The following is a 26615-nucleotide window of genomic DNA, read 5'->3' on the forward strand; positions in this document are numbered from 1 at the left end:
AGTTACGGTCATGGGCCGACGCACCCGGTGCGGCATGGTGAAACACTGGGCAGGCTTCTGGTGAAGGTCCGGGCGGGCGGAGTGTGCTCTCTGCACCCAGAGCGGCGGCTCTCCCTGCGGGCTGATTACATCGGACACGAATACGCAGTAGTAACCGGTACGCCGAGCCGGCGTACCGCAGCACAGCGGTAACGGTCGACCCCTGCGGGAGGGACACAGTGGAGTCTGGCGCAGCGACGCGGGACACGAAGCCGCGCGCGAAAGGCGGACAGTCCCCGAAGAACCGGCGCACGGCGCACAACGGGACCACCGAGGTGGACACGGCTTCCCTGAACCGACTGCTGGCCGCTCTGGTGTCGATGCGCGACGGCAATTTCCGCAGGCGGCTCACGGTGTCCGGGGACGGCGTGATGTCGGAGATCGCCGCCGTCTTCAACGAGGTCGCCGAACGCAATCTGCATCTGACGGGCGAGTTGTCGCGGGTGCGGCGCATGGTGGGGCGTGAGGGAAAGCTCACCGAGCGGCTGGAGACGGGCGCCTGCGAAGGCTCCTGGGCGACGGCCATCGACCATTCCAACGCGCTCGTCGACGATCTCGTCCGGCCCGTCTCGGAGGTCGGCCGGGTCCTCACCGCGGTCGCCGAGGGAGATCTGTCGCCGCGCATGGAGCTGCGCTCGCAGGCGCCGGAGGGTGCCGGGCATCCGCTGCGCGGTGAGTTCCTGAAGGTCGGGCGGACCGTCAACAACCTGGTCGACCAGTTGTCGACGTTCACCGACGAGGTCACGCGGGTGGCCAGCGAGGTGGGCACGGAGGGCAAGCTGGGCGGTCAGGCCAGGGTGCGCGGTCTGTCCGGGTCGTGGAAGGACCTGACGGACTCCGTCAACACCATGGCGTCCCGGCTGACGGCGCAGGTGCGGGACATCGCGCTGGTCACCACGGCGGTGGCCAAGGGCGATCTGTCGCGGAAGGTGACCGTCCATGTCGCCGGCGAGATGCTGGAGCTGAAGAACACCGTCAACACGATGGTGGACCAGCTCTCCGCGTTCTCCTCCGAGGTGACGCGGGTGGCCCGTGAGGTGGGCACGGACGGCATCCTCGGTGGTCAGGCGCATGTGCCGGGGGTCGACGGCACGTGGAAGGAGCTCACCGACTCGGTGAACCTGATGGCCGGCAATCTGACGGCGCAGGTGCGCGGGATCGCCCAGGTCACCACAGCCGTGGCCAACGGCGATCTGTCGCAGAAGGTGACTGTTCCGGCGCGTGGCGAGGTCGCGCAGCTCGCGGACACGATCAACCAGATGACCGAGACGCTGCGGATCTTCGCGGACGAGGTCACGCGGGTGGCCAACGAGGTCGGCGCCGAGGGCCGCCTGGGCGGTCAGGCGAACGTGCCGGGGGTGGCCGGCACCTGGAAGGACCTCACCGACTCCGTCAACACGGTGTTCCGGAACCTCACCACGCAGGTGAGGGACATCGCCACGGTGACGACGGCCGTGGCGAGCGGTGATCTGTCGCAGAAGGTCACCGTCGACGTGGCCGGCGAGATGCTGGAGCTGAAGAACACCGTCAACGGCATGGTGGACCAGCTGTCGTCCTTCGGTGCCGAGGTCACGCGGGTGGCGCGGGAGATCGGGGTCGAGGGCGAGCTGGGCGGCCAGGCGCAGGTGGCGGGCGCGGCGGGGACCTGGAAGGACCTCACCGACTCCGTCAACACCGCGTTCCGCAACCTCACCGGGCAGGTGAGGAACATCGCCCAGGTGACGACGGCCGTGGCCAACGGTGATCTGTCGCAGAAGGTCACCGTGGACGTCTCCGGCGAGATGCTCCAGCTGAAGAACACCGTGAACACGATGGTGGACCAGCTGTCGTCGTTCGCGGACCAGGTGACCCGGATGGCCCGGGACGTGGGCACGGAGGGCCGGCTGGGCGGGCAGGCCCGCGTGGACGGGGTGTCCGGCACCTGGAAGGAGCTCACCGACTCCGTCAACTTCATGGCCGGCAACCTCACCTCCCAGGTGCGGCAGATCGCCCAGGTGACGACGGCCGTGGCGCGCGGCGATCTCTCGCAGAAGATCGACGTCGACGCGCGCGGGGAGATCCTGGAGCTGAAGAACACCATCAACACGATGGTGGACCAGCTCTCCGCCTTCGCGGACCAGGTGACCCGGGTGGCCCGCGAGGTGGGCACGGAGGGCCGGCTGGGCGGGCAGGCGCAGGTGCCCGGCGTCGCCGGTGTGTGGCGGGACCTCACGGACTCCGTGAACGGCATGGCCGGCAACCTCACCGCCCAGGTGCGCAACATCGCCCAGGTCGCGACCGCGGTGGCCCGCGGTGATCTCTCGCAGAAGATCACCGTGGACGCGCGCGGGGAGATCCTGGAGCTGAAGAACACCCTGAACACGATGGTGGACCAGCTCTCCTCATTCGCCCAGGAGGTCACGCGGGTGGCCCGTGAGGTGGGCACGGAGGGCATCCTCGGCGGTCAGGCCGAGGTCCAGGGCGTCTCCGGCACCTGGAAGGACCTCACCCAGTCCGTGAACTTCATGGCGAACAACCTGACCATTCAGGTGCGCAACATCGCCGAGGTCACGACCGCGGTCGCCAAGGGCGACCTGTCGAAGAAGATCACCGTAGACGCGAAGGGCGAGATCCTCGAGCTGGTCACCACCGTCAACACGATGGTCGACCAGCTGTCGTCGTTCGCCGAGCAGGTCACGCGGGTGGCCCGTGAGGTGGGCACGGAGGGCATCCTCGGCGGCCAGGCGCATGTGCCGGGTGTCGTGGGCATCTGGAAGGACCTCAACGACAACGTCAACCTGATGGCCAACAACCTGACCGTGCAGGTGCGCAACATCTCCCAGGTCGCGGCCGCGGTCGCCAACGGCGATCTGACGCGGACGGTGACCATCGAGGCGCGCGGTGAGGTCGCGCAGCTCGCGGACACGTTCAACACCATGGTGAAGACGCTGAGTTCGTTCGCCGACCAGGTCACCAAGGTGGCCCGCGAAGTGGGCACGGACGGCATCCTCGGCGGTCAGGCGTACGTCCCCGGGGTGGCCGGCACCTGGAAGGACCTCACCGAGTCCGTGAACCAGATGGCGTCCAACCTGACCGGTCAGGTGCGCAACATCGCCATGGTCACCACCGCCATCGCCAAGGGCGATCTGACCAAGAAGATCGACATCGACGCGCGCGGGGAGATCCTGGAGCTGAAGACGACCATCAACACGATGGTCGACCAGCTGTCGTCCTTCGCCGAGGAGGTCACCAGGGTCGCCCGCGAGGTGGGCACCGAGGGCCAGCTCGGCGGCCAGGCACGCGTGCGCGACGTCGACGGCACCTGGCGGGACCTGACCGAGTCCGTGAACGAGATGGCCGGGAACCTCACCCGGCAGGTGCGCGCCATCGCGCGCGTGGCGACCGCGGTCACCCGCGGCGACCTGAACCTGAAGATCGACGTCGACGCCTCCGGCGAGATCCAGGAACTCCAGGACTACATCAACAAGATGATCGCCAACCTGCGCGACACCACGATCGCCAACAAGGAGCAGGACTGGCTCAAGGGCAATCTCGCCCGTATCTCGGCGCTGATGCAGGGCCGTCGCGACCTCCAGGACGTGGCCTCGCTGATCATGAGCGAGCTGACGCCGGTGGTCTCGGCGCAGCACGGTGCCTTCTTCGTCGCCATGCCCCTCGCCGACGAAACTGACCCCGGGAGCGAGGGCGACGACTCCTACGAGCTGCGGATGCTGGGTTCGTACGGCTACTCGCTGGGTTCCATGCCGACGTCGTTCCGGCCGGGCGAGGCGCTGATCGGGACCGCCGCGCAGGAGAGGCGCACCATCCTCGTCGACAACGCGCCCAGCGGCTATCTGAAGATCTCCTCCGGGCTCGGCGAGGCTCCGCCCGCGCAGGTGATCGTGCTGCCGGTGCTGTTCGAGGGGACGGTGCTCGGTGTCATCGAGCTGGCCTCGTTCACGCCGTTCACGCACATCCAGAAGGACTTCCTGAACCAGATCGCGGAGATGATCGCCACCAGCGTCAACACCATCTCCGTCAACACCAAGACCGAGCTGCTGCTGAAGCAGTCCCAGGAGCTGACCGAGCAACTGCGGTTGAGGTCGGAGGAGTTGGAGCAGCGGCAAAAGGCGCTTCAGGCGTCCAACGCCGAACTGGAGGAGAAGGCCGAGCTGCTGGCCCAGCAGAACCGCGACATCGAGGCGAAGAACTCCGAGATCGAGGAGGCCCGGCAGGTCCTCGAGGAGCGTGCCGAGCAGCTCGCGGTCTCCATGCGCTACCGCAGCGAGTTCCTGGCCAACATGTCGCACGAGCTGCGTACGCCGCTCAACTCCCTGCTGATTCTGGCCAAACTGCTCGCCGACAACGCCGAGGGCAATCTGTCCCCGAAGCAGGTCGAGTTCGCCGAGACGATCCACGGCGCGGGCTCCGACCTGCTCCAGCTGATCAACGACATCCTGGACCTGTCGAAGGTCGAGGCGGGCAAGATGGACGTCTCCCCGACGCGTATCGCGCTCGTCCAGCTCATCGACTACGTGGAGGCCACCTTCCGGCCGCTGACCGCGGAGAAGGGCCTCGACCTGTCCGTACGGGTGTCGCCGGAGCTGCCCGCGACCCTGCACACCGACGAGCAGCGGTTGCTCCAGGTGCTGCGCAACCTGCTGTCCAACGCGGTGAAGTTCACCGACTCCGGGTCGGTGGAGCTGGTCATCCGTCCCGCCCGGGACGACGTTCCGCAGCCGATCCGCGAGCAGTTGCTGGAGGCCGGCTCGCTGGCCGACCCGGACGCGCCCATGATCGCCTTCTCCGTCACCGACACCGGCATCGGCATCGCGGCCAGCAAGATGCGGGTGATCTTCGAGGCGTTCAAGCAGGCCGACGGCACCACCAGTCGCAAGTACGGCGGTACCGGTCTCGGGTTGTCCATCTCGCGGGAGATCGCCCAACTGCTCGGCGGCGAGATCCACGCGCAGAGCGAGCCGGGACGCGGTTCGACGTTCACCCTGTACCTGCCGCTGCACCCGGGGGAGCTGCCGCCGCAGGGCTACCAGCAGCCCGGCTCCGTGCTGGACGCCGGCCATCTGGTCGCCGCCGCCGAGCCGGAGCCGTCCGGGCAGGAGGCCGCCCAGGCCGAGACGCCGGCCGAGGTGAAGTCGTACCAGGAGACGCAGAGCGGTCCCGCCGCGCTGTTCCGGCGCCGCCGCAGGGCCCTGCCGACCGCCGACCACAGGTCGACGCGGCACGGGCAGCCGCTCCAGGAGCAGTGGGTGGTGGCGTCGACGGGCCCGGCGGAGCCGGAGTCCGTCCCGCAGGGGCACCGGGACATCCGGTTCGGCGGCGAGAAGGTGCTCATCGTCGACGACGACATCCGCAACGTCTTCGCCCTGACCAGCGTCCTGGAGCAGCACGGCCTGTCCGTGCTGTACGCCGAGAACGGCCGGGAGGGCATCGAGGTGCTGGAGCAGCACGACGACGTGGCGGTCGTCCTGATGGACATCATGATGCCGGAGATGGACGGCTATGCGACGACCACGGCGATCCGGCGGATGCCGCAGTTCGCCGGGCTGCCGATCATCGCGCTGACCGCGAAGGCCATGAAGGGCGACCGGGAGAAGGCGATCGAGTCGGGCGCCTCCGACTATGTGACCAAGCCCGTCGACCCCGATCACCTGCTGACCGTGATGGCGAACTGGATGAGCGGGGAGTGACGGGGACGGCGGTGACCGGAACGTTCGCGGGGCGCGGTACGTTGTCGACTCGGAGGCCCCGGAGCCGTGTAGAAGTGCGGGATCCGGGGAACCTTCTGGTCTCCCGCGGCGTTTCTGCCAGGTGCACAGTGACATCACGGTGACAGGGTGTGGCGACGGGCGGGGTGCGGCTACGATGACCGGCACAAGGACGGGCGGCGCAAGGGTGCCGTCCCCTGGGGCGGCACCCGCCGGTGCCTCCCCGTTTCCTGCGGACAGGGGCGGCCCCAAGCCGGGGCGAGGAGGGCGGGCCATGGTGCAGAAGGCCAAGATCCTCCTGGTCGATGACCGGCCGGAGAATCTGCTGGCGCTGGAGGCCATCCTCTCTGCGCTCGATCAGACGCTGGTGCGGGCATCGTCCGGGGAGGAAGCGCTCAAAGCACTGCTCACGGACGACTTCGCGGTCATTCTGCTGGACGTCCAGATGCCGGGCATGGACGGCTTCGAGACGGCCGCGCACATCAAGCGGCGGGAGAGGACCCGGGACATCCCGATCATCTTCCTCACCGCGATCAATCACGGCCCCCATCACACCTTCCGGGGCTATGCGGCGGGTGCGGTGGACTACATCTCCAAGCCGTTCGACCCGTGGGTGCTGCGCGCGAAGGTCTCGGTCTTCGTGGACCTGTACATGAAGAACTGCCAGCTGAAGGAGCAGGCGGCCCTGCTGCGGCTCCAGTTGGAGGGCGGCGGCAAAGAAGCGGTGGGCGACGGCAAGGAATCGGCCGGTCTGCTCGCGGAACTCTCCGCCCGTCTCGCTGCGGTCGAGGAGCAGGCGGAAGCCCTGTCCAAGCAGCTGGACGACGAGTCCGCCGACGCGGCGGCAGTTGCCACGGCAGCCCATCTGGAGCGCAAACTGACGGGCCTGCGACGCGCCCTGGACGCGCTGGAGCCGGGCACGGGCAGTCCGTCGTCGCTGCCTTCGCAGGGCTGAGTCGGCATCCGGGGCGCGGGGCCCGGCCCGCTCGGCGAGCGGCGGGATCGGGCCATGCTCCCCGCGATGTACGGCTCCTGAGGGCGTGTCAGCCTGGCTCCTCTCCGGACACGACACGAACGGGTGATGCAGCGGGCGCACGTGTCCGCTGTCGTCTCCCCCGGTAACCTCACACCCATGGCCTCACGTCCCTCCGCAGCCAAGAAGCAGCCCGCGAAGAAGGCCGCCGCTTCGGGGGCGGCTCCGGCGAAGAAGGCCGCCGCGAAGAAGGCCCCCGCCAGGAAGGCGCCGGCCAAGAAGCCCGCGGGCAAGGCGGCACCGAGGCCCGCGCCCAGCCCCACGGGGGGCGTGTACCGGGTCGTGCGCGCCCTCTGGCTCGGGCTCGCGCACGCCGTCGGCGCCGTCTTCCGCGGAGTGGGACAGGGCGCCAAGAACCTCCACCCCGCGCACCGCAAGGACGGCGTCGCGCTGCTGCTGCTCGCCGTCGCCCTGATCGTCGCCGCGGGCACCTGGGCCGATCTGCGCGGACCCGTCGGGGACCTGGTCGAGATCCTGGTGACCGGCGCCTTCGGCCGGCTGGACCTGCTGGTGCCGATCCTGATCGCGGTCATCGCCGTTCGCTTCATCCGGCATCCCGAGAAGCCCGAGGCCAACGGACGGATCGTCATCGGCCTGTCCGCCCTGGTGATCGGCGTGCTGGGACAGGTCCACATCGCCTGCGGCTCGCCCGCCCGCAGCGACGGCATGCAGGAGATAAGGGACGCCGGCGGGCTCATCGGCTGGGGCGCGGCGACTCCGCTGACCTACGCGGTGGGCGAGGTCCTCGCCGTACCGCTGCTGCTGCTGCTCACGGTGTTCGGCCTGCTGGTCGTCACCGCGACCCCGGTCAACGCGATCCCGCAGCGGCTGCGGCTGCTCGGGGTGCGGCTGGGCATCGTGCACGACCAGGAGGCCGAGGAGTACGGCGACGACGACGAGCGCTACGAGGAGCAGTGGCGCGAGGTGCTGCCCGCGCGCTCCCGCAAGCGCCCGGACGCCGCCCAGCAGGACTACGACCCGGACGCCGTCGAGCAGGAGGCCCTGTCCAGGCGGCGTTCGCGTCCCCGTCGCTCGGCGGTGCCGCAGCCGGACATGCAACGGCAGATGGACGCCGTGGACGTCGCCGCAGCAGCCGCCGCCGCGCTCGACGGCGCGGTGCTGCACGGCATGCCGCCCTCGCCGGTCGTCGCGGACCTCACCCAGGGCGTCGGCGTGGGCGACCGCGGGGAGAGCACCACCCCGACGCCCGTGCCCGCCGCACGCCCCGGCCAGGACGGCCGGACCGGGCGGTCCCCGCAGGAGCCGCCGGCCCAGCGGCCCGCCGGCCACAAGCAGTCCGGGGTCCCCGACCTCACGAAGGCCCCGCCGGCCCAGCCCCGCGACCTGCCGGCGCGCGCCGAGCAGCTCCAGCTCTCCGGCGACATCACCTACTCGCTGCCCTCCCTGGACCTGCTGGAGCGGGGCGGGCCCGGCAAGGCGCGCAGCGCGGCCAACGACGCGGTCGTCGACTCGCTCACCAACGTCTTCACCGAGTTCAAGGTCGACGCCAGTGTCACCGGGTTCACCCGCGGCCCGACGGTCACCCGCTACGAGGTCGAACTCGGGCCCGCCGTGAAGGTCGAGCGCATCACCGCGCTGACCAGGAACATCGCGTACGCCGTGGCCAGTCCGGACGTGCGGATCATCAGCCCGATCCCGGGCAAGTCCGCGGTCGGCATCGAGATTCCCAACACCGACCGGGAGATGGTGAACCTCGGGGACGTGCTGCGGCTCGCGGAGTCCGCCGAGGACGACGACCCGATGCTGGTCGCCTTCGGCAAGGACGTCGAGGGCGGCTACGTCATGCACTCGCTGGCGAAGATGCCGCACATGCTGGTCGCCGGCGCCACCGGCTCCGGCAAGTCGTCCTGCATCAACTGCCTGATCACGTCCGTCATGATGCGGGCGACCCCCGAGGACGTCCGGATGATCCTGGTCGATCCCAAGCGTGTCGAGCTGACCGCGTACGAGGGCATCCCGCACCTGATCACGCCGATCATCACCAACCCCAAGCGGGCCGCCGAGGCCCTGCAGTGGGTGGTACGCGAGATGGATCTGCGTTACGACGACCTGGCGGCGTACGGGTTCCGGCACATCGACGACTTCAACCGCGCCGTGCGCGAGGGCAAGGTGAAACCGCCCGAGGGCAGCGAGCGCGAGCTCCAGCCCTACCCCTATCTGCTGGTCATCGTCGACGAGCTGGCCGACCTGATGATGGTCGCCCCACGGGACGTCGAGGACGCCATCGTGCGAATCACCCAGCTCGCGCGTGCCGCCGGTATCCACCTGGTGCTCGCCACCCAGCGCCCGTCGGTCGACGTGGTCACCGGTCTGATCAAGGCGAACGTGCCCTCCCGGCTGGCGTTCGCCACCTCCTCGCTCGCCGACTCGCGCGTCATCCTCGACCAGCCGGGCGCGGAGAAGCTGATCGGCAAGGGCGACGGGCTGTTCCTTCCGATGGGGGCGAGCAAGCCGACGCGTCTTCAGGGCGCCTTCGTGACCGAGGCGGAGGTCCAGCAGGTCGTCCAGCACTGCAAGGACCAGATGGCGCCCAACTTCCGGGACGACGTCGTCGTCGGCACCAAGCAGAAGAAGGAGATCGACGAGGACATCGGCGACGACCTCGACCTGCTGTGCCAGGCGGCCGAGCTGGTCGTCTCCACGCAGTTCGGCTCGACGTCCATGCTCCAGCGCAAGCTGCGCGTCGGCTTCGCCAAGGCGGGGCGGCTGATGGACCTCATGGAGTCCCGGAACATCGTCGGGCCCAGCGAGGGGTCCAAGGCGCGTGACGTTCTTGTGAAGCCCGAGGACCTGGACGGAGTGCTCGCCGTGATTCGCGGGGAGTCTGAGGGGTAGCAGGAAGACGCCGTCCGGCGGACGCGCCGGCTGCGGGTGGGCGCGTGGACCGTGATCCACCCGTTAGCGAGCGATGGGCAACCGTTTCGCCTGGGCGTACGTCAAGTTGAGCGAGAGGACCGGTGCGCGTCCAACCCTGGGCGCCACATCTGTCCCACCATCGGTTTGTCCGGCCATTCCGATGGCGTACAAAGTCCTACAGCCGGGTCGCTTCACCCTTTGGCACCTCCCTAGACTGAACCTCCAGCACAGGCGGCTACACGCTCGAAAGGCGCCCCCGTGTCCATCGGCAACTCCCCTGAAGACGAGCGTCCCTTCGAAGACGTTTCCGAGGAAGCCCGCCCCTCCGTCGGCCGTGCCCTGAAGGAGGCGCGGATCGCCGCCGGGCTGACCGTCAACGACGTCAGCAGCGCCACCCGGGTCCGCCTCGCCATCGTGCACGCCATCGAGGCCGACGACTTCGCGCCCTGCGGCGGCGACGTCTACGCCCGCGGCCACATCCGGAACCTGGCGAAGGCCGTGCGTCTCGACCCGGCCCCGCTGCTCGCGCGCTTCGACGCCGAGCACGGCGGCCGCCCCGCCCCGACCCCGGCCGCCCCCCTGTTCGAGGCGGAACGCATCCGCCCGGAGCGGCGCGGGCCCAACTGGACCGCTGCCATGGTCGCGGCGATCGTCGTCGTGATCGGCTTCGTCGGCTTCACGGCCGTCAAGGGCGGCAGCGACGACACCGGCGCGCAGGGGCAGATCGGCGAGGGCTCCACGCCCACGGCCGGCACCTCGGCCCCGCCCACGCCCAAGAGCAGCAAGCCCGCCGACCCGACGCCCGCGCCGTCCGACAGCGCCATCGCGGCCGCGCCGCAGGACAAGGTGACCGTGCAGGTCAGTGCCGACAACGGGCGCAGCTGGATCTCGGCCAAGGACCACAACGGCCGGATGCTCTTCGACGGGCTGCTGCAGAAGGGCGAGTCCAAGACCTTCCAGGACAGCTCCAAGATCAACCTGATCCTCGGCGACGCCGGCGCGATCCAGCTGTACGTCAACGGCAAGAAGATCGAGGACCAGTTCCAGCCGGGCGCCGTGGAGCGCCTCACGTACACCAAGGGCGACCCGCAGGTCGGGTAGCCGACTGCGCGCGGTCCGTACACAAAGGGCCGAACAGACAGGCGAGCACGGGGTTGGCCAAGCTCGGCCAACCCCGTCGACTTGGGCGGTCGTGGAGACAAAGTAGTCTTGAGCCCATGCCTGAACGCCGTACCGTCGCACTCGTCACTCTCGGCTGCGCCCGCAACGAGGTGGACTCGGAGGAGCTCGCAGGCCGTTTGGAGGCGGACGGCTGGCAGCTCGTGGAGGACGCCGCGCAAGCGGACGTCGCCGTGGTCAACACCTGTGGCTTCGTGGAGGCCGCCAAGAAGGACTCCGTCGACGCCCTCCTGGAGGCCAACGACCTCAAGGACCACGGCAGAACGCAGGCGGTGGTCGCGGTCGGCTGCATGGCCGAGCGGTACGGCAAGGAACTCGCCGAGGCCCTCCCGGAGGCCGACGGCGTGCTCGGCTTCGACGACTACGCCGACATCTCCGACCGCCTCCAGACGATCCTGAGCGGCGGCGTCCACGCCTCGCACACCCCGCGCGACCGCCGCAGGCTGCTGCCGATCAGTCCGGCCGAGCGTCAGGACGCCGGCACCGAGGTGGCCATTCCCGGGCACGGCCCCACGGACCTCCCGGAAGGTGTCGCCCCGGCCTCCGGGCCGCGTGCGCCGCTGCGCCGCCGGCTGGACGGCGCCCCGGTCGCCTCGGTCAAGCTCGCCTCCGGCTGCGACCGGCGCTGCTCCTTCTGCGCCATCCCGTCCTTCCGCGGCTCGTTCATCTCCCGCCGCCCGAGCGACGTGCTGAACGAGACGCGGTGGCTGGCCGAGCAGGGCGTCAAGGAGATCATGCTGGTCTCCGAGAACAACACCTCCTACGGCAAGGACCTCGGCGACATCCGCCTCCTTGAGTCCCTGCTGCCCGAGCTGGCCGAGGTCGACGGTATCGAGCGGGTGCGGGTGAGCTACCTCCAGCCGGCCGAGATGCGTCCCGGACTGATCGACGTCCTGACCTCCACCCCGAAGGTCGTCCCCTACTTCGACCTGTCGTTCCAGCACTCCGCGCCCGGCGTGCTGCGCGCCATGCGCCGCTTCGGCGACACCGACCGCTTCCTGGAACTGCTCGACACCATCCGCACCAAGGCTCCCGAGGCCGGTGTGCGGTCCAACTTCATCGTCGGCTTCCCCGGCGAGAGCGATGCCGACCTGGCCGAGCTGGAGCGGTTCCTGAACGGCGCCCGGCTGGACGCCATCGGCGTCTTCGGCTACTCCGACGAGGAGGGTACCGAGGCGGCGACGTACGACGACAAGCTCGACGAGGATGTCGTCGCCGAGCGGCTGGCGCGGGTCTCCCGGCTGGCCGAGGAACTCGTCTCCCAGCGGGCCGAGGAGCGCGTCGGCCAGACGGTGCACGTGCTGGTCGAGTCCGTGGACGCCGAGGACGGTGTCCGCGGCCGTGCGGCGCACCAGGCGCCGGAGACGGACGGCCAGGTGCTGCTCGTGGGCGGCGAGGGCCTGGACGTCGGTCGTATGGTCGAGGCGAAGGTGGTCGGTACGGAAGGCGTCGACCTGGTGGCCGAGCCGCTGGCGGGCACGCTCGCGTGGAGCGAGGAGGTGGGCAGATGACGGGAGTCCCGGCATCCGCTGCGGGCGGCTCCTCCGGCGCGCAGGGCAGGGCCGCGGGGGCGGCCTCGCGTCGCGCCGGCGCCGACGGGGCGACGGGCGCTTCCCGTGCCTCCCAGGTTTCCCGTCCTGCCGCTGCCGCCGGTTCCGGTGCGACGGACGCGGCCGGAGCGGCGGGCGAGGCCGAGCGGGCGCAGGGCGCGGGCAGGTCGCCGCGCGGCGGGAAGATCGCGGCCGCCGCCGTGAACCAGGCGAGCGTGTGGAACGTCGCCAATCTGCTGACCATGCTCCGGCTGCTGCTCGTGCCCTGCTTCGTGGCCCTGATGCTGACCGACGGCGGGTACGACCCCGCGTGGCGGTCGCTGGCCTGGGCCGCCTTCGCCGTCGCCATGATCACCGACCTGTTCGACGGCCACCTGGCGCGGACGTACAACCTCGTCACCGACTTCGGGAAGATCGCCGACCCCATCGCCGACAAGGCCATCATGGGGGCGGCGCTCATCTGCCTCTCCGGGCTCGGCGACCTGCCCTGGTGGGTGACCGGGGTCATCCTCGGCCGGGAACTGGGGATCACGCTCCTGCGCTTCCTGGTCATCCGCTACGGCGTGATTCCCGCGAGCCGCGGCGGCAAGCTGAAGACGCTCACGCAGGGCGTGGCCGTCGGGATGTACGTACTGGCGCTGACGGGCTGGCTGGCCACGCTGAGGTTCTGGGTGATGGCCGCGGCGGTCGTGCTGACCGTGGTGACGGGCCTGGACTATGTGAGACAGGCCATCGTGCTGCGCCGTCGGGGAATCGCCGAGCAGCGTGCCGCGTTGGAGGAGTCGCAAGCGTGAGTTCGCCGGCCGCCGACGTAGTGAGGCTGCTCACGGTGAGAGGTGAGACGGTCGCCGTGGCCGAGTCGCTGACCGGTGGTCTGGTCGCGGCGGAGATCACCGCGGTGCCGGGGGCGTCGAAGGTGTTCCGGGGCTCGGTCACCGCCTACGCCACCGAGCTCAAGCACCGGCTGCTGGACGTCGACGCCACCCTGCTGGCCGAGCGGGGAGCGGTGGATCCGCAGGTCGCGGCCCAGATGGCGGCCGGGGCGCGGAAGGTCATGGAAGCCGACTGGGGCATCGCGACCACCGGAGTCGCCGGCCCCGACCCCCAGGACGGACAGCCCGTCGGCACGGTCTTCGTGGCCGTCGACGGGCCCCGCACGACGGAAACCGGTGCCGACCGCGGCGGGAAAACGGCCGCGCTGCGGTTGAACGGTAGCCGGGCGGACATTCGTATGGAGAGTGTACGGAGGGTACTCGCACTGCTTTTGGAGCAGATCGCGGGCGAACAGAGCGGAAATGAGCGGGCACAGGATACGGAACGGAACGGGGGGTTTTGATGTTTACAGCCCTGAGTGAACACGACATCGCTCCCCGCACGGCCGCGGCGCAAGGCGGTACGGTGGGGCGTGAAGGATGCGGCTACGCGGTCCGAGGAGGGAGCCACCGATGATTCTGCTCCGTCGCCTGCTGGGTGACGTGCTGCGTCGGCAGCGCCAGCGCCAGGGCCGTACTCTGCGCGAAGTCTCCTCGTCCGCCCGAGTCTCGCTCGGCTATCTTTCCGAGGTGGAGCGGGGGCAGAAGGAGGCTTCCTCCGAGCTGCTCGCCGCCATCTGCGACGCGCTGGACGTACGGATGTCCGAACTCATGCGGGAAGTGAGCGACGAACTCGCCCTTGCCGAACTGGCCCAGTCTGCTGCGGCCACCGAGTCCGTGCCCACGCCGGTTCGCCCGATGCTGGGTTCCGTGTCGGTGACCGGTGTGCCACCGGAACGGGTGACCATCAAGGCGCCCGCCGCCGAGGCGGTGGACGTGGTCGCCGCGTGACCTGTCGCACGCGCGCGTGAACCCACGCACACGTGGATGAGGCCCCGGCCGGGCCTCTCCGGGGAAACCTGGAGGGCCCGGCCGGGGCTTTCACCTTGTCCGGGGGTTTACCGGCGGGTTTCGCCGCGGCCCGTTTGCCGGTGCCGGGCGGGGCCGCCATCGTGGAGGCCAGTGCGGCGGTCCGTCGTCGGCCGGAGGTGATGGTGGGTGCGATGGCGCGGCCGATAGTGCGCTGGGGGGCCGCTCTGGGGCTCGGTGCCGCGTGGTGGTGGGCGGTGCTGCGGCTGCTGCTGTCGGGCGATGCGGGAGTGCTGGAAGGGGCCGTCGCGGCCGGGGGATGGGGGCTGAGCCTGCTGCCCGTGCACTGCGTGCCCAAGGAAGGATCCGGGGAGAGGGGCAAGGGGAGCCACAAGGAGGGGGCGCGGGAAGATCCGGACGAGGGGGAGGACGGGGGGCTCGGAACGCCGGCGCCCGCGGACGGTGATGAAGCGTCGTTTCCCGCCTCCGAGGGGTGGCCGTACGGCGCCTTCGGAGCGTCACCCTCCGCCGGCGGGAGATGGCCGTTCGGCACCGCGAAGGCATCGCCGCCCCCACGCTCGGACGAGGAAACCGGCCCGTCCTGAAGGACCGGGCGGGCGGTCAACCGGTGGTGCGGTGATAGCGGTCCCGCCACTTCTGCGCGCTGCCCGGCGCCGGTGCGGGGCCCGCCTGGCAGCTCGGACACCAGTACGTGGGCCGCTCCTGGGAGCCGTCGCCCTGGTCGGCCACCCGGACGGAGGTGCCGCAGCGCAGACAGGGGCGCGGTGCCCGGCCGTACACGAACAAGTCATGGCCCCGCAGGCCCGTGGTCCGGCGGACCACACGGTCGCGGTTGGCCTCCAGAAGGTCCTTGGCCAGGGCGGGCAGCTCCGCGGCGCGGTCGGCGGGCACGGCGCCGACCGGAAGCCACGGCGTCACGCCGAGCAGGAAGCACAGCTCGCTCTTGTAGACGTTGCCGATGCCGGCGAGATTGCGCTGGTCGAGCAGGGCCTCGCCGAGCGGGCGGCCCGGGCCGGCCAGGAGGTTGGCCTGGGCCAGGTCCGGGTCCCAGTCGGGGCCGAGGAGGTCGGGGCCGAGGTGGGCGACGGCGCGCTCGTCCTCCGAGGTGCGCAGCAGTTCCAGAACCTGGAGGCGATAGCCGACGGCAGAGCGGTCGGCGGTGCCGAGGACGGCGCGGATCTGGTGGCCGGGGCCGCCCTTCCAGCGCTCCCCGGCGCCGTACACCTTCCAGGCGCCCTCCATCAGCAGATGCGAGTGCAGTGTCAGGCCGCCCTCGAAACGGGTGAGCAGATGCTTGCCGCGGGAGACGGTGTCCAGGACGGTCCTGCCGGTGAGGTCGACCGTGGCGTACTTCGGCACCCGGAAGTCGCTCCGGGTCAGCACCTCGCCCGCGAGGGCGTCGCGCAACCGCCTCGCGGTCTGCCAGACCGTGTCGCCTTCGGGCATGGGTCAAGGGTGGCACGTGCGGGTGGGCGGCCACGTACGGGTGCGCGTGGGCCGGCTCCTGCTGCTCGGGGGCACTGGCCGGATCAACGGGTCATGCGCGCATCACCCGGTTCATGCGCGCAGGCGCAGTCCGCGCGGGGTCGCCACGAAGCCCGCTCCTTCCAGGAGGGCGCCGATGGAGGAGGTCAACGCGGAGGCGCCGTTGACCCGCTCCACCGTCACGGTGCCCAGCGAGCCCGCTCGGGCGGCCGCGGCCAGCGCCTCGGCGGCCTCCCGCAGGCGCGGGTCGTCACCGGCCGCGCCGTCCGGGTCCGCGGGCCAGGCCAGCAGCGTCTTGCCGCCGCGCTCCATGTACAGCGTCAGTTCGCCGTCGACGAGCACCACCAGGGAGCCGGCCTTGCGGCCCGGCTTGTGTCCCGCGCCGGTCGGCGGCTCGGGCCAGGGCAGGGCGGCGCCGTAGGCGTTCGCGGGGTCGGCGGCGGCGAGGACGACCCCACGGGCCCCGGCGTCGGCGGTACGGGCACGGCGGTCGCCGAAGCCGCCTCCGTACGGGAAGCCCGTCCCGCCTCCCGCAGTACCGCCGCCCCTCGGGCCGCCGAGTCCCGGTGAGGCGAGGTCGCGGGGTGAGACGTAGTCACCGGACGCCGGGCGGCCGGAGTCCAGCCAGTCGACATCACCGCCGAAGTCGCCGCCAAGGCCACTGCCGAGTTCGGCGGCGGGGAAGCCGGAGTCGATGCCGCCACCGGGGACCCAGGAGCTGTCCGGGGAGCCGAAGCCGCCGGGGCCGCCGTCCCCGGAGACCGCGCCGGGCAGGCCCTCGCTCCGCTCACGGGCGTTCGCCACCGCGCGCAGCCGGTCCACCGCGCCGTCCATCGCGAACTGCGCGGCACCCAGGCCCTCCACCACGTAGCCCCGCCGGGCCTGGCCGCTGTCCTCGAAGGCGGACAGGACCCGGTACACCGCCGAGAAGCCGCCCTCCACGCCCTCCGCCGCCACCGCGCCCCGCGTCACCACGCCGTGCCGGTCGAGGAGCGTACGGGCCAGGGCGTGGGCGCGCACGGTGGGGTCGGGTTCGCGGACCGGGAGCAGCGACCAGCGGCCGGCGACGGTCGGCGGGCCGCTGCGGGACGCGGTGCGGGCGGCGGCCGTCAGCGATCCGTAACGCCCACGCGGGACAGTGCGTTTGGCCCGGTGCGCGGTGGAACCCGCGGTGCGGCCCGAGCCCAGCAGGGAGCGCATCGGGGCGAGCGTGTCGTTGGTGAGCCGCCCCGACCACGCCAGGTCCCACAGCGCGTCGGCCAGTTGGGGATCCGTGGCCTCGGGGTGGGTGGTCGCGCGGACCTGGTCGGCGATCTGACGGAAGAACAGGCCGTATCCGCCGGAGAGGGCGTCCAGGACCGACTGGTGCAGCGCGGTCAGCTCCAGCGGGTGCGGGGGCGGCAGGAGCAGCGGGGCCGCGTCCGCGAGGTACAGGGAGACCCAGCCGTCCTTTCCTGGCAGCGCGCCCGCTCCCGCCCACACGACCTCGCCGGCCGACGTGAGTTCGTCCAGCATCGAGGGGGTGTAGTGCGCCACGCGGGACGGCAGGACCAGCTTCTCCAGCGCGGAGGCGGGCACGGACGCGCCCTGCAACTGCTCGACGGCGCGCACCAGTCCGTCGATGCCGCGCAGGCCGTGCCCCTTGCCGAGGTGCTGCCACTGGGGCAGGAACTGGGCCAGCGCGGCCGGCGGGACCGGCTCCAGCTCGTGCCGCAGCGCGGCCAGCGAACGCCGGCGCAGCCGCCGCAGCACGGCCGCGTCGCACCACTCCTGGCCGATGCCCGCCGGATGGAACTCGCCCTGTACGACACGGCCGCCCGCGGCGAGCCGCTGGAGCGCGCCCTCGGTGACCGCCACGCCCAGGCCGAAGCGGGCCGCGGCCGCCGCCGACGTGAACGGGCCGTGGGTGCGGGCATAGCGCGCCAGGAGGTCGCCCAGGGGGTCCTTCACCGGCTCGGTGAACGCCTCCGGGACGCCCACGGGCAGCGCGGTGCCGAGCGCGTCGCGCAGCCGGCCCGCGTCCTCGATCGCGGCCCAGTGGTCGGCTCCGGCGATCCGGACCCGGATGGCCCGGCGGGCCCCGGCCAGTTCCGCCGCCCAGCCGGACTCGGCGCCCCGCTCGGCCAACTCGGCCTCCGAGAGCGGCCCGAGCAGCCGCAGGACGTCGGCGACGCCCTCGACGTCCTTCACGCGGCGGTCCTCGGTCAGCCACTGCAGCTCGCGCTCCAGCTCCACCAGCACCTCGGCGTCGAGCAGTTCACGCAGCTCCGCCTGGCCCAGCAGCTCGGCCAGCAGCCGCGAGTCCAGCGACAGCGCGGCGGCGCGGCGCTCGGCGAGCGGCGAGTCCCCCTCGTACAGGAACTGCGCGACGTATCCGAACAGCAGCGAACGGGCGAAGGGGGACGGCTCGGGGGTGGTGACCTCGACCAGGCGCACCCTGCGCGACTCGACGTCGCCCATCAGCTCGACCAGGCCCGGCACGTCGAAGACGTCCTGGAGGCATTCGCGTACCGCCTCCAGGACGATCGGGAACGAGCCGAACTCGCTCGCCACCTGGAGCAGTTGAGCGGCGCGTTGGCGCTGCTGCCACAACGGGGTGCGCTTGCCCGGGTTGCGGCGCGGCAGCAGCAGCGCGCGGGCGGCGCACTCGCGGAAGCGGGAGGCGAACAGGGCCGAGCCGCCGACCTGGTCGGTGACGATCTGGTCGACCTCGCCCTTGTCGAAGGTGACGTCCGCGGCCCCGACGGGCGCCTGCTCCGCGTCGTACTCCAGGCCGGCCCGCATCGGTTCCTGGTCGAGCAGGTCGAGGCCCATCAGGTCGGCGTCGGGCAGGCGCAGCACGATGCCGTCGTCGGCGTGCATGACCTGCGCGTCCATGCCGTACCGCTCGGACAGGCGGGCGCCGAGCGCCAGCGCCCAGGGGGCGTGCACCTGGGCGCCGAAGGGGGAGTGCACCACGACCCGCCAGTCGCCCAGCTCGTCGCGGAAGCGCTCCACGACGATCGTCCGGTCGTCGGGGACGTGCCCGCAGGCCGCGCGCTGCTCCTCCAGGTACGACAGGACGTTGTCGGCGGCCCACGCGTCGAGGCCGGCGGCCAGCAGACGCAGCCGGGCGTCGTCCTGGGGCAGGGAGCTCACCTCGCGCAGGAACGCGCCCACCGCGCGGCCCAGCTCCAGCGGGCGGCCGAGCTGGTCGCCCTTCCAGAACGGCAGCCGGCCCGGCACGCCCGGCGCGGGCGAGACCAGGACCCGGTCGCGCGTGATGTCCTCGATGCGCCAGGAGCTGGTGCCGAGCGTGAAGACGTCGCCGACCCGGGACTCGTAGACCATCTCCTCGTCCAGCTCGCCGACCCGGCCGCCGCCCTTCTTGGGGTCCGAGCCGGCCAGGAACACGCCGAACAGCCCGCGGTCGGGGATCGTGCCCCCGGAGGTGACGGCGAGGCGCTGCGCGCCGGGGCGGCCGGTGATGGTGCCCGCGACGCGGTCCCACACCACGCGCGGGCGCAGCTCCGCGAACGCGTCGGACGGGTAGCGCCCGGCGAGCATGTCCAGGACGGCGGTGAACGCCGATTCCGGCAGTGAGGCGAACGGCGCCGCCCGGCGGACCATGGAGAGCAGGTCGTCCAGCTGCCAGGTGTCCATCGCCGTCATCGCCACCAGCTGCTGGGCGAGGACGTCCAGCGGGTTGGCGGGCACCTTCAGGGACTCGATGGAGCCGGAACGCATCCGCTCGGTGACCACCGCGGCCTGGACCAGGTCGCCTCGGTACTTCGGGAAGACCACGCCGGTGGAGACCGCGCCGACCTGGTGGCCCGCGCGGCCGACCCGTTGCAGTCCGGAGGCCACGGACGGCGGGGACTCGACCTGGACGACGAGGTCCACGGCGCCCATGTCGATGCCCAGCTCCAGGCTGGAGGTGGCGACCACCGCGGGGAGCCGGCCCGCCTTGAGGTCCTCCTCGACCAGGGCGCGCTGCTCCTTGGACACTGAGCCGTGGTGCGCGCGGGCGATGACCGGCGGCGCGCCCTGCGCCGCGCCGGAGCCGCCCATCAGCTCCGCGGGGGAGTGGTGTTCGTCCAGGGGCTCGCCGGTCGCCCGCTCGTAGGCGATCTCGTTGAGCCGGTTGCACAGGCGCTCGGCCAGCCGGCGGGAGTTGGCGAACACGATCGTCGAGCGGTGAGCCTGGACCAGGTCGGTGATCCGCTCCTCGACATGCGGCCAGATCGAGGGCCGCTCCGCCTTGTCGCCGTCCTCGGCGACAGGGGAACCGCCCAGCTCCCCCAGGTCCTCGACGGGGACGACCACCGACAGGTCGAACTCCTTGCCTGACTCCGGCTGGACGATCTCCACCTTGCGGCGGGGGGACAGATAGCGGGCGATCTCGTCGACCGGGCGGACCGTCGCGGACAGGCCGATGCGGCGGGCGGGCCTGGGCAGCAGCTCGTCCAGGCGCTCCAGGGACAGCGCGAGGTGCGCGCCCCGTTTGGTGCCGGCCACCGCGTGCACCTCGTCCAGGATCACCGTCTCCACGCCGGTGAGCGCGTCCCGGGTGGCCGAGGTCAGCATCAGGAACAGCGACTCGGGCGTGGTGATCAGGATGTCCGGCGGGCGGGTGGACAGGGCGCGGCGCTCGGCCGCCGGGGTGTCGCCGGAGCGGATGCCGACCTTCACCTCCGGCTCGGGCAGGCCGAGGCGGACGGACTCGTGGCGGATACCGGTCAGCGGGCTGCGCAGATTGCGCTCCACGTCCACGGCTAGGGCCTTGAGCGGGGAGACGTACAGCACCCGGCAGCGCTTCTTCGGGTCGGCCGGGGGCGGGGCGGAGGCGAGCTGGTCGAGCGCGGCGAGGAAGGCGGCGAGGGTCTTGCCGGAGCCGGTCGGGGCGACCACCAGCACGTCCGAGCCCTCGCCGATGGCCCGCCACGCCCCCGCCTGGGCCGCAGTGGGCGCGGAGAAGGCCCCCGTGAACCAGCCGCGGGTCGCGGGGGAGAAGCCGTCGAGGGCCCGGTGTGCGTCGCTGACCATGAGTCCATCGTGCACCCGGCCACTGACAACGCCCTCTGGCCTGGGCGGGCGCCCGGGAGCGCCGGGGGCGGCCCCCACACTCGCGCAGCCGGGCCGACGACGGAGAATCGGGAGCATGGCGGCAACGGGTGAGGAGCGGGCGCGGCACTGGCGGTACGAGGAACTGCCCGGTGTCGATCTGCTGCGGGCCCGCTATGTACGCAAGGAGTTCGTGCGGCACACCCACGAGCACTTCGTGATCGCCGCCATCGTCGAGGGCGTGGAGGTGTTCCACCACGGCGGCTCCGACCAGTACGCGGGGCCGGGGACGCTGGCGCTGGTCAATCCCGACACCCCGCACACCGGGCGGGCGGCGGTGCCCGAGGGGTGGCGGTACGGAGCGGTGTATCCGTCGCCGGAGCTGGTCGCCGAGATCGCCGGGGAGACCACGGGCATCCGCGGGACGCCGGGCTTCGTCCGTCCCGTGCTCGACGATCCGTACGCCGTCGGGCTGGTGCATCAGGTGCTGCGGGCCACGGACGAGGGCAACGCGCTGGCCGCCGACACCCTGCTGCGGGTCGCGGTGACGCGGCTGCTGCGGCTCAACGGCGGGGCGTTGCCGCAGCGGGAGATACGGACGGCGGGGGCGCGGACCGCGGCACGCGCGCGTGCCGTCCTGGAGGAGCGGATGGCCGAGCCGCCGAGCCTGGAGAGGCTGGCGGCCGACCTGGGCAGCAGCCCGTTCGCGCTGCTGCGGGCCTTCCGTAACGCCTACGGAATGCCGCCGCACACCTGGCTGACCGACGCCCGGGTGCGCCGGGCCAGGCGGCTGCTGGACGCGGGCACCGCGCCCTCCCAGGCCGCCGTCGCCGTCGGCTTCACCGACCAGTCGCACCTGAGCCGGCACTTCACCCGGATCGTGGGCGTGCCCCCGGGCGCCTACCAGCGCGAGCGCAAGAACGTACAAGACTCCAGGTCCCGGCTGTTCCTACCCTCGGCGTTGTGGCAGAACAGACAGCTCTCGCAGACATCCGCGCCGACGACGGAGGAAAGCCCGACGCCGCCGTCGTACGGGACGCCCTCGGGGTTGGGATCGCCGTAGGACTGTCCGGGTTCGCCTTCGGGGTGACCTCGGCGGGCAGCGGGCTCACGCTCTGGCAGACGTGCGCGCTCAGCCTGCTGGTGTTCACCGGGGCCTCCCAGTTCGCGCTGGTGGGGGCGCTGGCCGCCGGAGGCAACCCGTACACGGCGGCCGCGGGCGCCTTCTTCCTGGGTGTGCGCAACGCCTTCTACGGACTGCGCCTGTCGCAGCTGCTGGCCCTCCCGCGCGCGGTACGGCCGTTCGCGGCCCAGTGGGTCATCGACGAGACCACCGCGGTGACGCTGGCCCAGCCCACGCGGCGCAGCGCGCGGATCGGCTTCACCGTCACCGGGATCACCCTGTACATGCTGTGGAACCTCACCACGCTGCTGGGCGCGCTGGGCGCCAAGGCCCTCGGCGACACCGACCCCTGGGGCCTGGACGCGGCAGGGCCTGCCGTCTTCCTGGCGCTGCTGGCGCCGATGCTGAAGACCGCCACCGAGCGGGCCGTCGCCGCTCTGGCCGTACTGCTCGGGCTCGGTCTGCTGCCCGTGCTGCCGGCCGGTGTGCCGGTCCTGGCGGCCGCGCTCGCCGCGCCGGCCGTGCTGTACCTGCGGGGCCGTCGCGGGAGCGGCGCCCGTGACGACGTACGAGAGGGAGAGCGTTGAACATCTGGATCGCGGTGGCGGTGACCGCTGTCGGCTGCTACGCCGTCAAGCTGGCCGGGCTGCTCGTTCCGGCGGGCGCCCTGGAGCGTCCGCTGGTGAAGCGGCTCGCCGCGCTGCTGCCCGTCGCCCTGCTGGCCGCGCTCACCGCCCAGCAGACGTTCGCCGACGGGCACACGCTCGTGCTGGACGCGCGGGCGGCCGGAGTCGCGGCCGCCGCCGTGGCGCTGCTGCTGCGGGCGCCGTTCCTGGTCGTGGTCGGGGCGGCGGTGCTGGTGACGGCCGGGGTACGCGCCCTGACGGGGTGAGCCGGGGCCCGTCGGTGGGGTGGGGCACCTGCCCGTGGGGTGGGGCCCAGCCGGTGGGTGTGGGGCGCCGCCTGTTCGTGGGGCGGGCGCCTGCCGGTGGCGGCTCGGCCGATGAGCCGTGGCGTCGTGGCGAGTATCAGCGGAGCCCGGCCGAGGAGCCGGGGCGTGTTACCGGTCGTGGTTCAGCCGATGGTCCGGCCGTAGGCCCTGAGGGTGCGCAGCGCCTCGATCGTGACCATGGGGCGTGCCTCCAGGGCGGGGCCCGGAGCCCACTGGCGCCAGGTGACCGGCCAGCCGCCGTCCTCCTCCTGGCGGCCGGCCAGGAAGTCCAGGGAGCGCTTCATCTCCTCGTCCGTGAACCACGCGCGCGCGAGGGAGCCGGGCGTCCGCGCGTAGTCGTGCGGAAAGTGGTGCTCCCCGGGTGCGTAGCCGGGCGCGACCGGAAAGGCCTCAGGATGCTCCGGGTCCAGCAGCGCCAGCCGCTGGTCGCGCACCAGACGGCCGAGCCGGTCGGCGGCCGCACGCGCGCGTGTGCGGTCGGGCGCCGAGTCCAGGAAGGCGACGGCCGCCTCGATCTCGTACGGGTGGGAGGTCTCCAGGGACTCGGCCCGCCGCCAGCAGAAGTCGGTGGCCCGGAAGAGCCAGGCGTGCCACACCTCGTTGCGGTGCAGCAGGCCCACGACCGGCCCGGTGGCCAGCAGGTCGCTCGGCGGATCGTCCACGATCGGCACGAAGGGGGCCGCCGGATAGCCTCGCTGACCGGGATGGACCGCGGGCAGCGCGCCGTCGGGGGTGGAGACGGAGGTCAGATAGCGGCACACGCGCTCCACCCGCTGTCCGCCGCAGCGGCCGACGGTGTCCAGCACGCGCAGCGCGTGCGCGGTGTGCAGCGGCTGGCTGACCGGGCCCCGCAGATCGGGCTCCAGCGCGTGACCGTACCCGCCGTCCTCGTTGCGATAGGCGTCCAGCGCGGTCTCCACCGGATCCGCAGCGCCGTTCAGGAAGTGGTACGCGAACAGCCGCTGCTCCAGCACGCGCGCGGTGAGCCACACGAAGTGCTCGGCGCGGAACAGCGGGGAGGACGCCGGGGGCGGCGGGGGAGAAGGGGGAGCTCCGGTCTCGGCCATGCGTCAGACCGTAGGGCGGAAAGCGTTCTCCCCAGGTGGCCCCGGAACGAGGTCACCCGCAGGGGCGGGATACTGGGATCATGCGGTTGACGGTCTTCTGGGAGCGGATGGCGGAGCACTTCGGTGCTGGGTACGCCGAAACCTTCGCGCGCGATCACGTGATGTCGGAACTCGGCGGGCGCACGGTGCACGAGGCGCTGGCGGCCGGCTGGGACGCGAAGGACGTGTGGCGCGTCGTGTGCCGGGTCATGAACGTTCCGCAGGAGAGGCACTGACCGGCCACGACGGGCACGGGCCCGTGCCGGGCCGTCATTGGCGTCGGCGAGACTTGCACCGTGGCACCCACTGACGAGACCGGCCGGACGGCTCCGCACGCATCCCCGTCCGCGACGACGCCGCCTCCCCGGTCTTCGGAACCGGCCGAGGGCGCCGCCGGGGCGGGCGCCCGCATGCCCCGCTGGCTGCCGCGCGCCATGGTGCTCGCGATCGGCCTCGTCGCCGCCTTCCAGCTCGGCAGCTGGGCCTTCCACCAGCTGACCGGCCTGCTCCTCAACGCCCTCATCGCGTTCTTCCTGGCCCTCGCCATCGAGCCCGCGGTCAGCCGCATGGCAGCCCGCGGGATGCGGCGGGGGCTCGCGACCTTCCTGGTCTTCCTCGGCCTGACGATCGCTTCGGCGGGCTTCGTGATCCTGCTCGGCTCGATGCTCGCCGGGCAGATCATCAAGATGGTCGAGGGCTTCCCCGAGTACCTCGACTCCGTCATCAACTGGGTCAACTCCACGTTCCACACCGAGCTGAGACGGGTGGACGTGCAGGAGGGCCTGCTCCACTCCGACTGGCTGCGCACGTACGCGCAGAACAGCGCCGCGGGCGTGCTCGACGTGTCCGCCCAGGTGCTCGGGGGCCTGTTCCGGCTGCTGACGATCGCCCTGTTCTCGTTCTACTTCGCCGCCGACGGTCCGCGGCTGCGCCGCACCATCTGCTCCCTGCTGCCGCCCGCCCGTCAGGCGGAGGTGCTGCGGGCGTGGGAGATCGCCGTCGACAAGACCGGCGGCTATCTGTACTCGCGCGGCCTGATGGCGCTCGTCTCGGGGATCGCCCACTACGTCCTGCTCCAGGCCCTGGGAGTGCCGTACGCGCTCGTGCTCGGTGTCTGGGTGGGCCTGGTCTCGCAGTTCATCCCGACCATAGGCACCTATCTCGCGGGCGCCCTGCCGATGCTGATCGCATTCACGGTGGACCCCTGGTACGCGGTGTGGGTGCTGGTCTTCGTGGTGGTCTACCAGCAGTTCGAGAACTACATGCTGCAGCCCAAGCTGACCGCGAGGACCGTGGACATCCATCCCGCGGTCGCCTTCGGCTCGGTCATCGCCGGCACCGCCCTGCTCGGCGCGGTGGGCGCGCTGATCGCCATTCCCGCGGTCGCCACCCTCCAGGCCTTCCTGGGCGCCTATGTGAAGCGGTACGCCGTCATGGACGACCCCCGCGTCCAGGGCCACCGCGGACGCGGCCCGGTCCCGGGCCTGCTCGACCGCGCGCGCCGGATGTGGCGGGCCCGGTAGGACGTGCTCGGCGGGGGCCCGGTAGGACGTACTCGGCGGGCGTGCTCGGCTGGGCCTACTCGGCAGGCGTCGCGGCGCTCGGCGCGATCGGCTCGCTCCTCGGTCAGCGGCGAGCCGTGGCGACGAGGCGTCTCAGCGCGGCCTGTGCGGGTGGGCCCCAGGTCGGCTTGCCGCCGGGGCGGCCGTGGGTGCCGGCATCTCCGACGAGGACGCAGCTGAGCGCTTGCAGCACGGCCCAGCCGCGGGCGCGGCGCAGTGTCGCGGTGTCCGGGGCCGGCCGGTAGGCGCCGTGGAAGCGGTCGACGGCGTCCTCCGGCAGTAGCAGCCAGGAGGCGGCCAGGTCGCAGGCCGGATCTCCCGCGCAGAGGTCGCCGAAGTCGATCACGCCGCAGAAGGTGCCGTCCGCGGTGAGGACGTTGGCCGGATGCAGGTCGCTGTGGATCCATAGGGCCGGGCCCGTCCAGTCGGGCGCGCGGACGGCGTCCTCCCAGACGGCCCGGACGGCGTCCGGGTCGGGGACCAGCCCCAGCCCGGTGGCCGTGGCGAGCGGCTCGGCGAACGAGTCGGGGCGCTCGGCCAGCGGTCTGCCGCGGCCGAAGCGGCCGGTGGGCGCCTCGTCGGGGGCGGGTCGGTGAAGAGCCGACAGGAAGGCCCCCAGGGCGTCGGCCGCCTCCGCGGGGCGCGTGGCGGGGGCGAGGTCGGCAGGAGTGCCCGGCACCCAGGTGGTGACGACCCAGGGCCGCGCAAATCGCTCGGAGGGCTCGCCGAGGCGCTGCGGGACGGGGACCGGCAGAGGAAGGCGCGGGGCGAGGGAAGGCAGCCAGGCGTGCTCCTTGCGCAGTAGCGCGTCCGCCGACCGCGTGGCCCAGGGCAGTCGGACGGCGAGGTCGTCGCCGAGCCGCCACAGTTGGTTGTCCCAGCCGCGCGCGCCGAGCCTCAAGGGGCGATCGGCCAGGTCGGGATGCTGGTCGTGCAGCAGATCCCGGACCAGCTCCGCGGTGATCGCGATCTCGGTGTGGGTCATGCGGAGCCACGGTAGCCGGGCGGTGTCCTGCCCGCCCCGGTGCCGCTCGGCGCGCTTGACACAGAAATCGAACATCCATTCTTATGGGAGCTCCGGCAAGGTTCGACGGAAGGG

The 26615-nt window shown here is 72.0% G+C and carries 18 protein-coding genes; 14 read left to right on the forward strand and 4 right to left on the reverse strand.

Going from position 1 to position 26615, the window contains the following annotated elements; translation table 11 throughout:
* Positions 1–218 precede the first annotated feature (218 nt).
* From OIE49_RS26075 to OIE49_RS26115, 9 genes are all read left to right on the forward strand, one after another.
* Positions 219–5726: a HAMP domain-containing protein gene (locus OIE49_RS26075; RefSeq protein WP_326804374.1), complete on the forward strand. Its 5508-nt coding sequence runs from the start codon at positions 219–221 to the stop codon at positions 5724–5726.
* Between the two features lie 292 nt (positions 5727–6018).
* Entirely contained in the window at positions 6019–6699 is a 681-nt protein-coding gene (locus OIE49_RS26080; protein WP_326804375.1) for a response regulator, read from the forward strand.
* A 177-nt stretch (positions 6700–6876) separates the two neighbouring features.
* Positions 6877–9633, forward strand: a complete 2757-nt coding sequence (locus tag OIE49_RS26085; protein ID WP_326804376.1) for a DNA translocase FtsK — start codon at positions 6877–6879, stop codon at positions 9631–9633.
* Positions 9634–9912: 279 nt separating this feature from the next.
* Complete coding sequence (locus OIE49_RS26090; RefSeq protein ID WP_100570764.1) at positions 9913–10755, forward strand: helix-turn-helix domain-containing protein; 843 nt, start codon at positions 9913–9915, stop codon at positions 10753–10755.
* 116 nt (positions 10756–10871) lie between these two features.
* On the forward strand, positions 10872–12344 hold the full coding sequence (gene rimO, locus OIE49_RS26095; protein WP_326804377.1) for a 30S ribosomal protein S12 methylthiotransferase RimO: 1473 nt from the start codon (positions 10872–10874) through the stop codon (positions 12342–12344).
* A complete protein-coding gene (gene pgsA, locus OIE49_RS26100; RefSeq protein ID WP_100570762.1) occupies positions 12341–13177 on the forward strand; it encodes a CDP-diacylglycerol--glycerol-3-phosphate 3-phosphatidyltransferase in 837 nt (278 codons plus the stop codon). The genes rimO and pgsA overlap by 4 nt, the downstream gene beginning before the upstream one ends.
* Positions 13174–13719, forward strand: coding sequence for a CinA family protein (locus OIE49_RS26105; RefSeq protein ID WP_326804378.1), 546 nt, complete (start codon positions 13174–13176; stop codon positions 13717–13719). The genes pgsA and OIE49_RS26105 overlap by 4 nt, the downstream gene beginning before the upstream one ends.
* Positions 13720–13828: 109 nt before the next feature.
* Positions 13829–14206 carry a helix-turn-helix domain-containing protein gene (locus OIE49_RS26110; protein WP_326804379.1) on the forward strand — a complete coding sequence of 126 codons (378 nt, stop codon included), beginning with the start codon at positions 13829–13831 and terminating at the stop codon, positions 14204–14206.
* Positions 14207–14418: 212 nt separating this feature from the next.
* Positions 14419–14829 carry a hypothetical protein gene (locus OIE49_RS26115; RefSeq protein WP_326804380.1) on the forward strand — a complete coding sequence of 137 codons (411 nt, stop codon included), beginning with the start codon at positions 14419–14421 and terminating at the stop codon, positions 14827–14829.
* Positions 14830–14845: 16 nt separating this feature from the next.
* Here the strand turns inward: OIE49_RS26115 and OIE49_RS26120 are convergent, their stop codons facing one another.
* Both OIE49_RS26120 and OIE49_RS26125 read right to left on the reverse strand, forming a co-directional pair.
* Entirely contained in the window at positions 14846–15691 is an 846-nt protein-coding gene (locus tag OIE49_RS26120) for an Fpg/Nei family DNA glycosylase (RefSeq protein WP_326804381.1), read from the reverse strand.
* Positions 15692–15802: 111 nt separating this feature from the next.
* Positions 15803–20755, reverse strand: a complete 4953-nt coding sequence (locus tag OIE49_RS26125; protein ID WP_326804382.1) for an ATP-dependent helicase — start codon at positions 20753–20755, stop codon at positions 15803–15805.
* 115 nt (positions 20756–20870) lie between these two features.
* Between OIE49_RS26125 and OIE49_RS26130 the strand changes: the two genes are divergently transcribed.
* The 3 genes from OIE49_RS26130 to OIE49_RS26140 are packed head-to-tail and all read left to right on the forward strand — an operon-like array spanning position 20871 to position 22788.
* Complete coding sequence (locus OIE49_RS26130) at positions 20871–21836, forward strand: AraC family transcriptional regulator (RefSeq protein ID WP_326804383.1); 966 nt, start codon at positions 20871–20873, stop codon at positions 21834–21836.
* A complete protein-coding gene (locus OIE49_RS26135; protein WP_326804384.1) occupies positions 21737–22483 on the forward strand; it encodes an AzlC family ABC transporter permease in 747 nt (248 codons plus the stop codon). The genes OIE49_RS26130 and OIE49_RS26135 overlap by 100 nt, the downstream gene beginning before the upstream one ends.
* Positions 22480–22788: an AzlD domain-containing protein gene (locus tag OIE49_RS26140; RefSeq protein ID WP_100570754.1), complete on the forward strand. Its 309-nt coding sequence runs from the start codon at positions 22480–22482 to the stop codon at positions 22786–22788. Before OIE49_RS26135 ends, OIE49_RS26140 begins: the two co-directional genes overlap by 4 nt.
* A gap of 182 nt (positions 22789–22970) precedes the next feature.
* On the opposite strand, the gene OIE49_RS26145 is transcribed toward OIE49_RS26140, so the two are convergent.
* Positions 22971–23915: a hypothetical protein gene (locus tag OIE49_RS26145; protein WP_326804385.1), complete on the reverse strand. Its 945-nt coding sequence runs from the start codon at positions 23913–23915 to the stop codon at positions 22971–22973.
* A gap of 80 nt (positions 23916–23995) precedes the next feature.
* Here OIE49_RS26145 and OIE49_RS26150 point away from each other — a divergent pair, with 80 nt between their 5' ends.
* Entirely contained in the window at positions 23996–24190 is a 195-nt protein-coding gene (locus OIE49_RS26150; protein ID WP_100570752.1) for a DUF3046 domain-containing protein, read from the forward strand.
* Between the two features lie 60 nt (positions 24191–24250).
* Positions 24251–25477, forward strand: a complete 1227-nt coding sequence (locus tag OIE49_RS26155; protein ID WP_326804386.1) for an AI-2E family transporter — start codon at positions 24251–24253, stop codon at positions 25475–25477.
* 103 nt (positions 25478–25580) lie between these two features.
* On the opposite strand, the gene OIE49_RS26160 is transcribed toward OIE49_RS26155, so the two are convergent.
* Positions 25581–26501, reverse strand: coding sequence for an aminoglycoside phosphotransferase family protein (locus OIE49_RS26160; protein WP_326804387.1), 921 nt, complete (start codon positions 26499–26501; stop codon positions 25581–25583).
* Positions 26502–26615: the final 114 nt, after the last annotated feature.

This window comes from Streptomyces sp. NBC_01788, assembly GCF_035917575.1.
In the GTDB taxonomy this organism is placed as follows: Bacteria; Actinomycetota; Actinomycetes; order Streptomycetales; family Streptomycetaceae; genus Streptomyces.

What these genes read in the sequence shown, in the direction of transcription:
- OIE49_RS26080 (WP_326804375.1), top strand. Translation starts at nt 6,019, where the DNA reads ATGGTGCAGAAGGCCAAGATCCTCCTGGTCGATGACCGGCCGGAGAAT.
- OIE49_RS26085 (WP_326804376.1), top strand. Translation starts at nt 6,877, where the DNA reads ATGGCCTCACGTCCCTCCGCAGCCAAGAAGCAGCCCGCGAAGAAGGCC.
- rimO (WP_326804377.1), top strand. Translation starts at nt 10,872, where the DNA reads ATGCCTGAACGCCGTACCGTCGCACTCGTCACTCTCGGCTGCGCCCGC.
- pgsA (WP_100570762.1), top strand. Translation starts at nt 12,341, where the DNA reads ATGACGGGAGTCCCGGCATCCGCTGCGGGCGGCTCCTCCGGCGCGCAG.
- OIE49_RS26110 (WP_326804379.1), top strand. Translation starts at nt 13,829, where the DNA reads ATGATTCTGCTCCGTCGCCTGCTGGGTGACGTGCTGCGTCGGCAGCGC.
- OIE49_RS26115 (WP_326804380.1), top strand. Translation starts at nt 14,419, where the DNA reads ATGGCGCGGCCGATAGTGCGCTGGGGGGCCGCTCTGGGGCTCGGTGCC.
- OIE49_RS26120 (WP_326804381.1), bottom strand. Translation starts at nt 15,691, where the DNA reads ATGCCCGAAGGCGACACGGTCTGGCAGACCGCGAGGCGGTTGCGCGAC.
- OIE49_RS26125 (WP_326804382.1), bottom strand. Translation starts at nt 20,755, where the DNA reads ATGGTCAGCGACGCACACCGGGCCCTCGACGGCTTCTCCCCCGCGACC.
- OIE49_RS26130 (WP_326804383.1), top strand. Translation starts at nt 20,871, where the DNA reads ATGGCGGCAACGGGTGAGGAGCGGGCGCGGCACTGGCGGTACGAGGAA.
- OIE49_RS26145 (WP_326804385.1), bottom strand. Translation starts at nt 23,915, where the DNA reads ATGGCCGAGACCGGAGCTCCCCCTTCTCCCCCGCCGCCCCCGGCGTCC.
- OIE49_RS26150 (WP_100570752.1), top strand. Translation starts at nt 23,996, where the DNA reads ATGCGGTTGACGGTCTTCTGGGAGCGGATGGCGGAGCACTTCGGTGCT.
- OIE49_RS26160 (WP_326804387.1), bottom strand. Translation starts at nt 26,501, where the DNA reads ATGACCCACACCGAGATCGCGATCACCGCGGAGCTGGTCCGGGATCTG.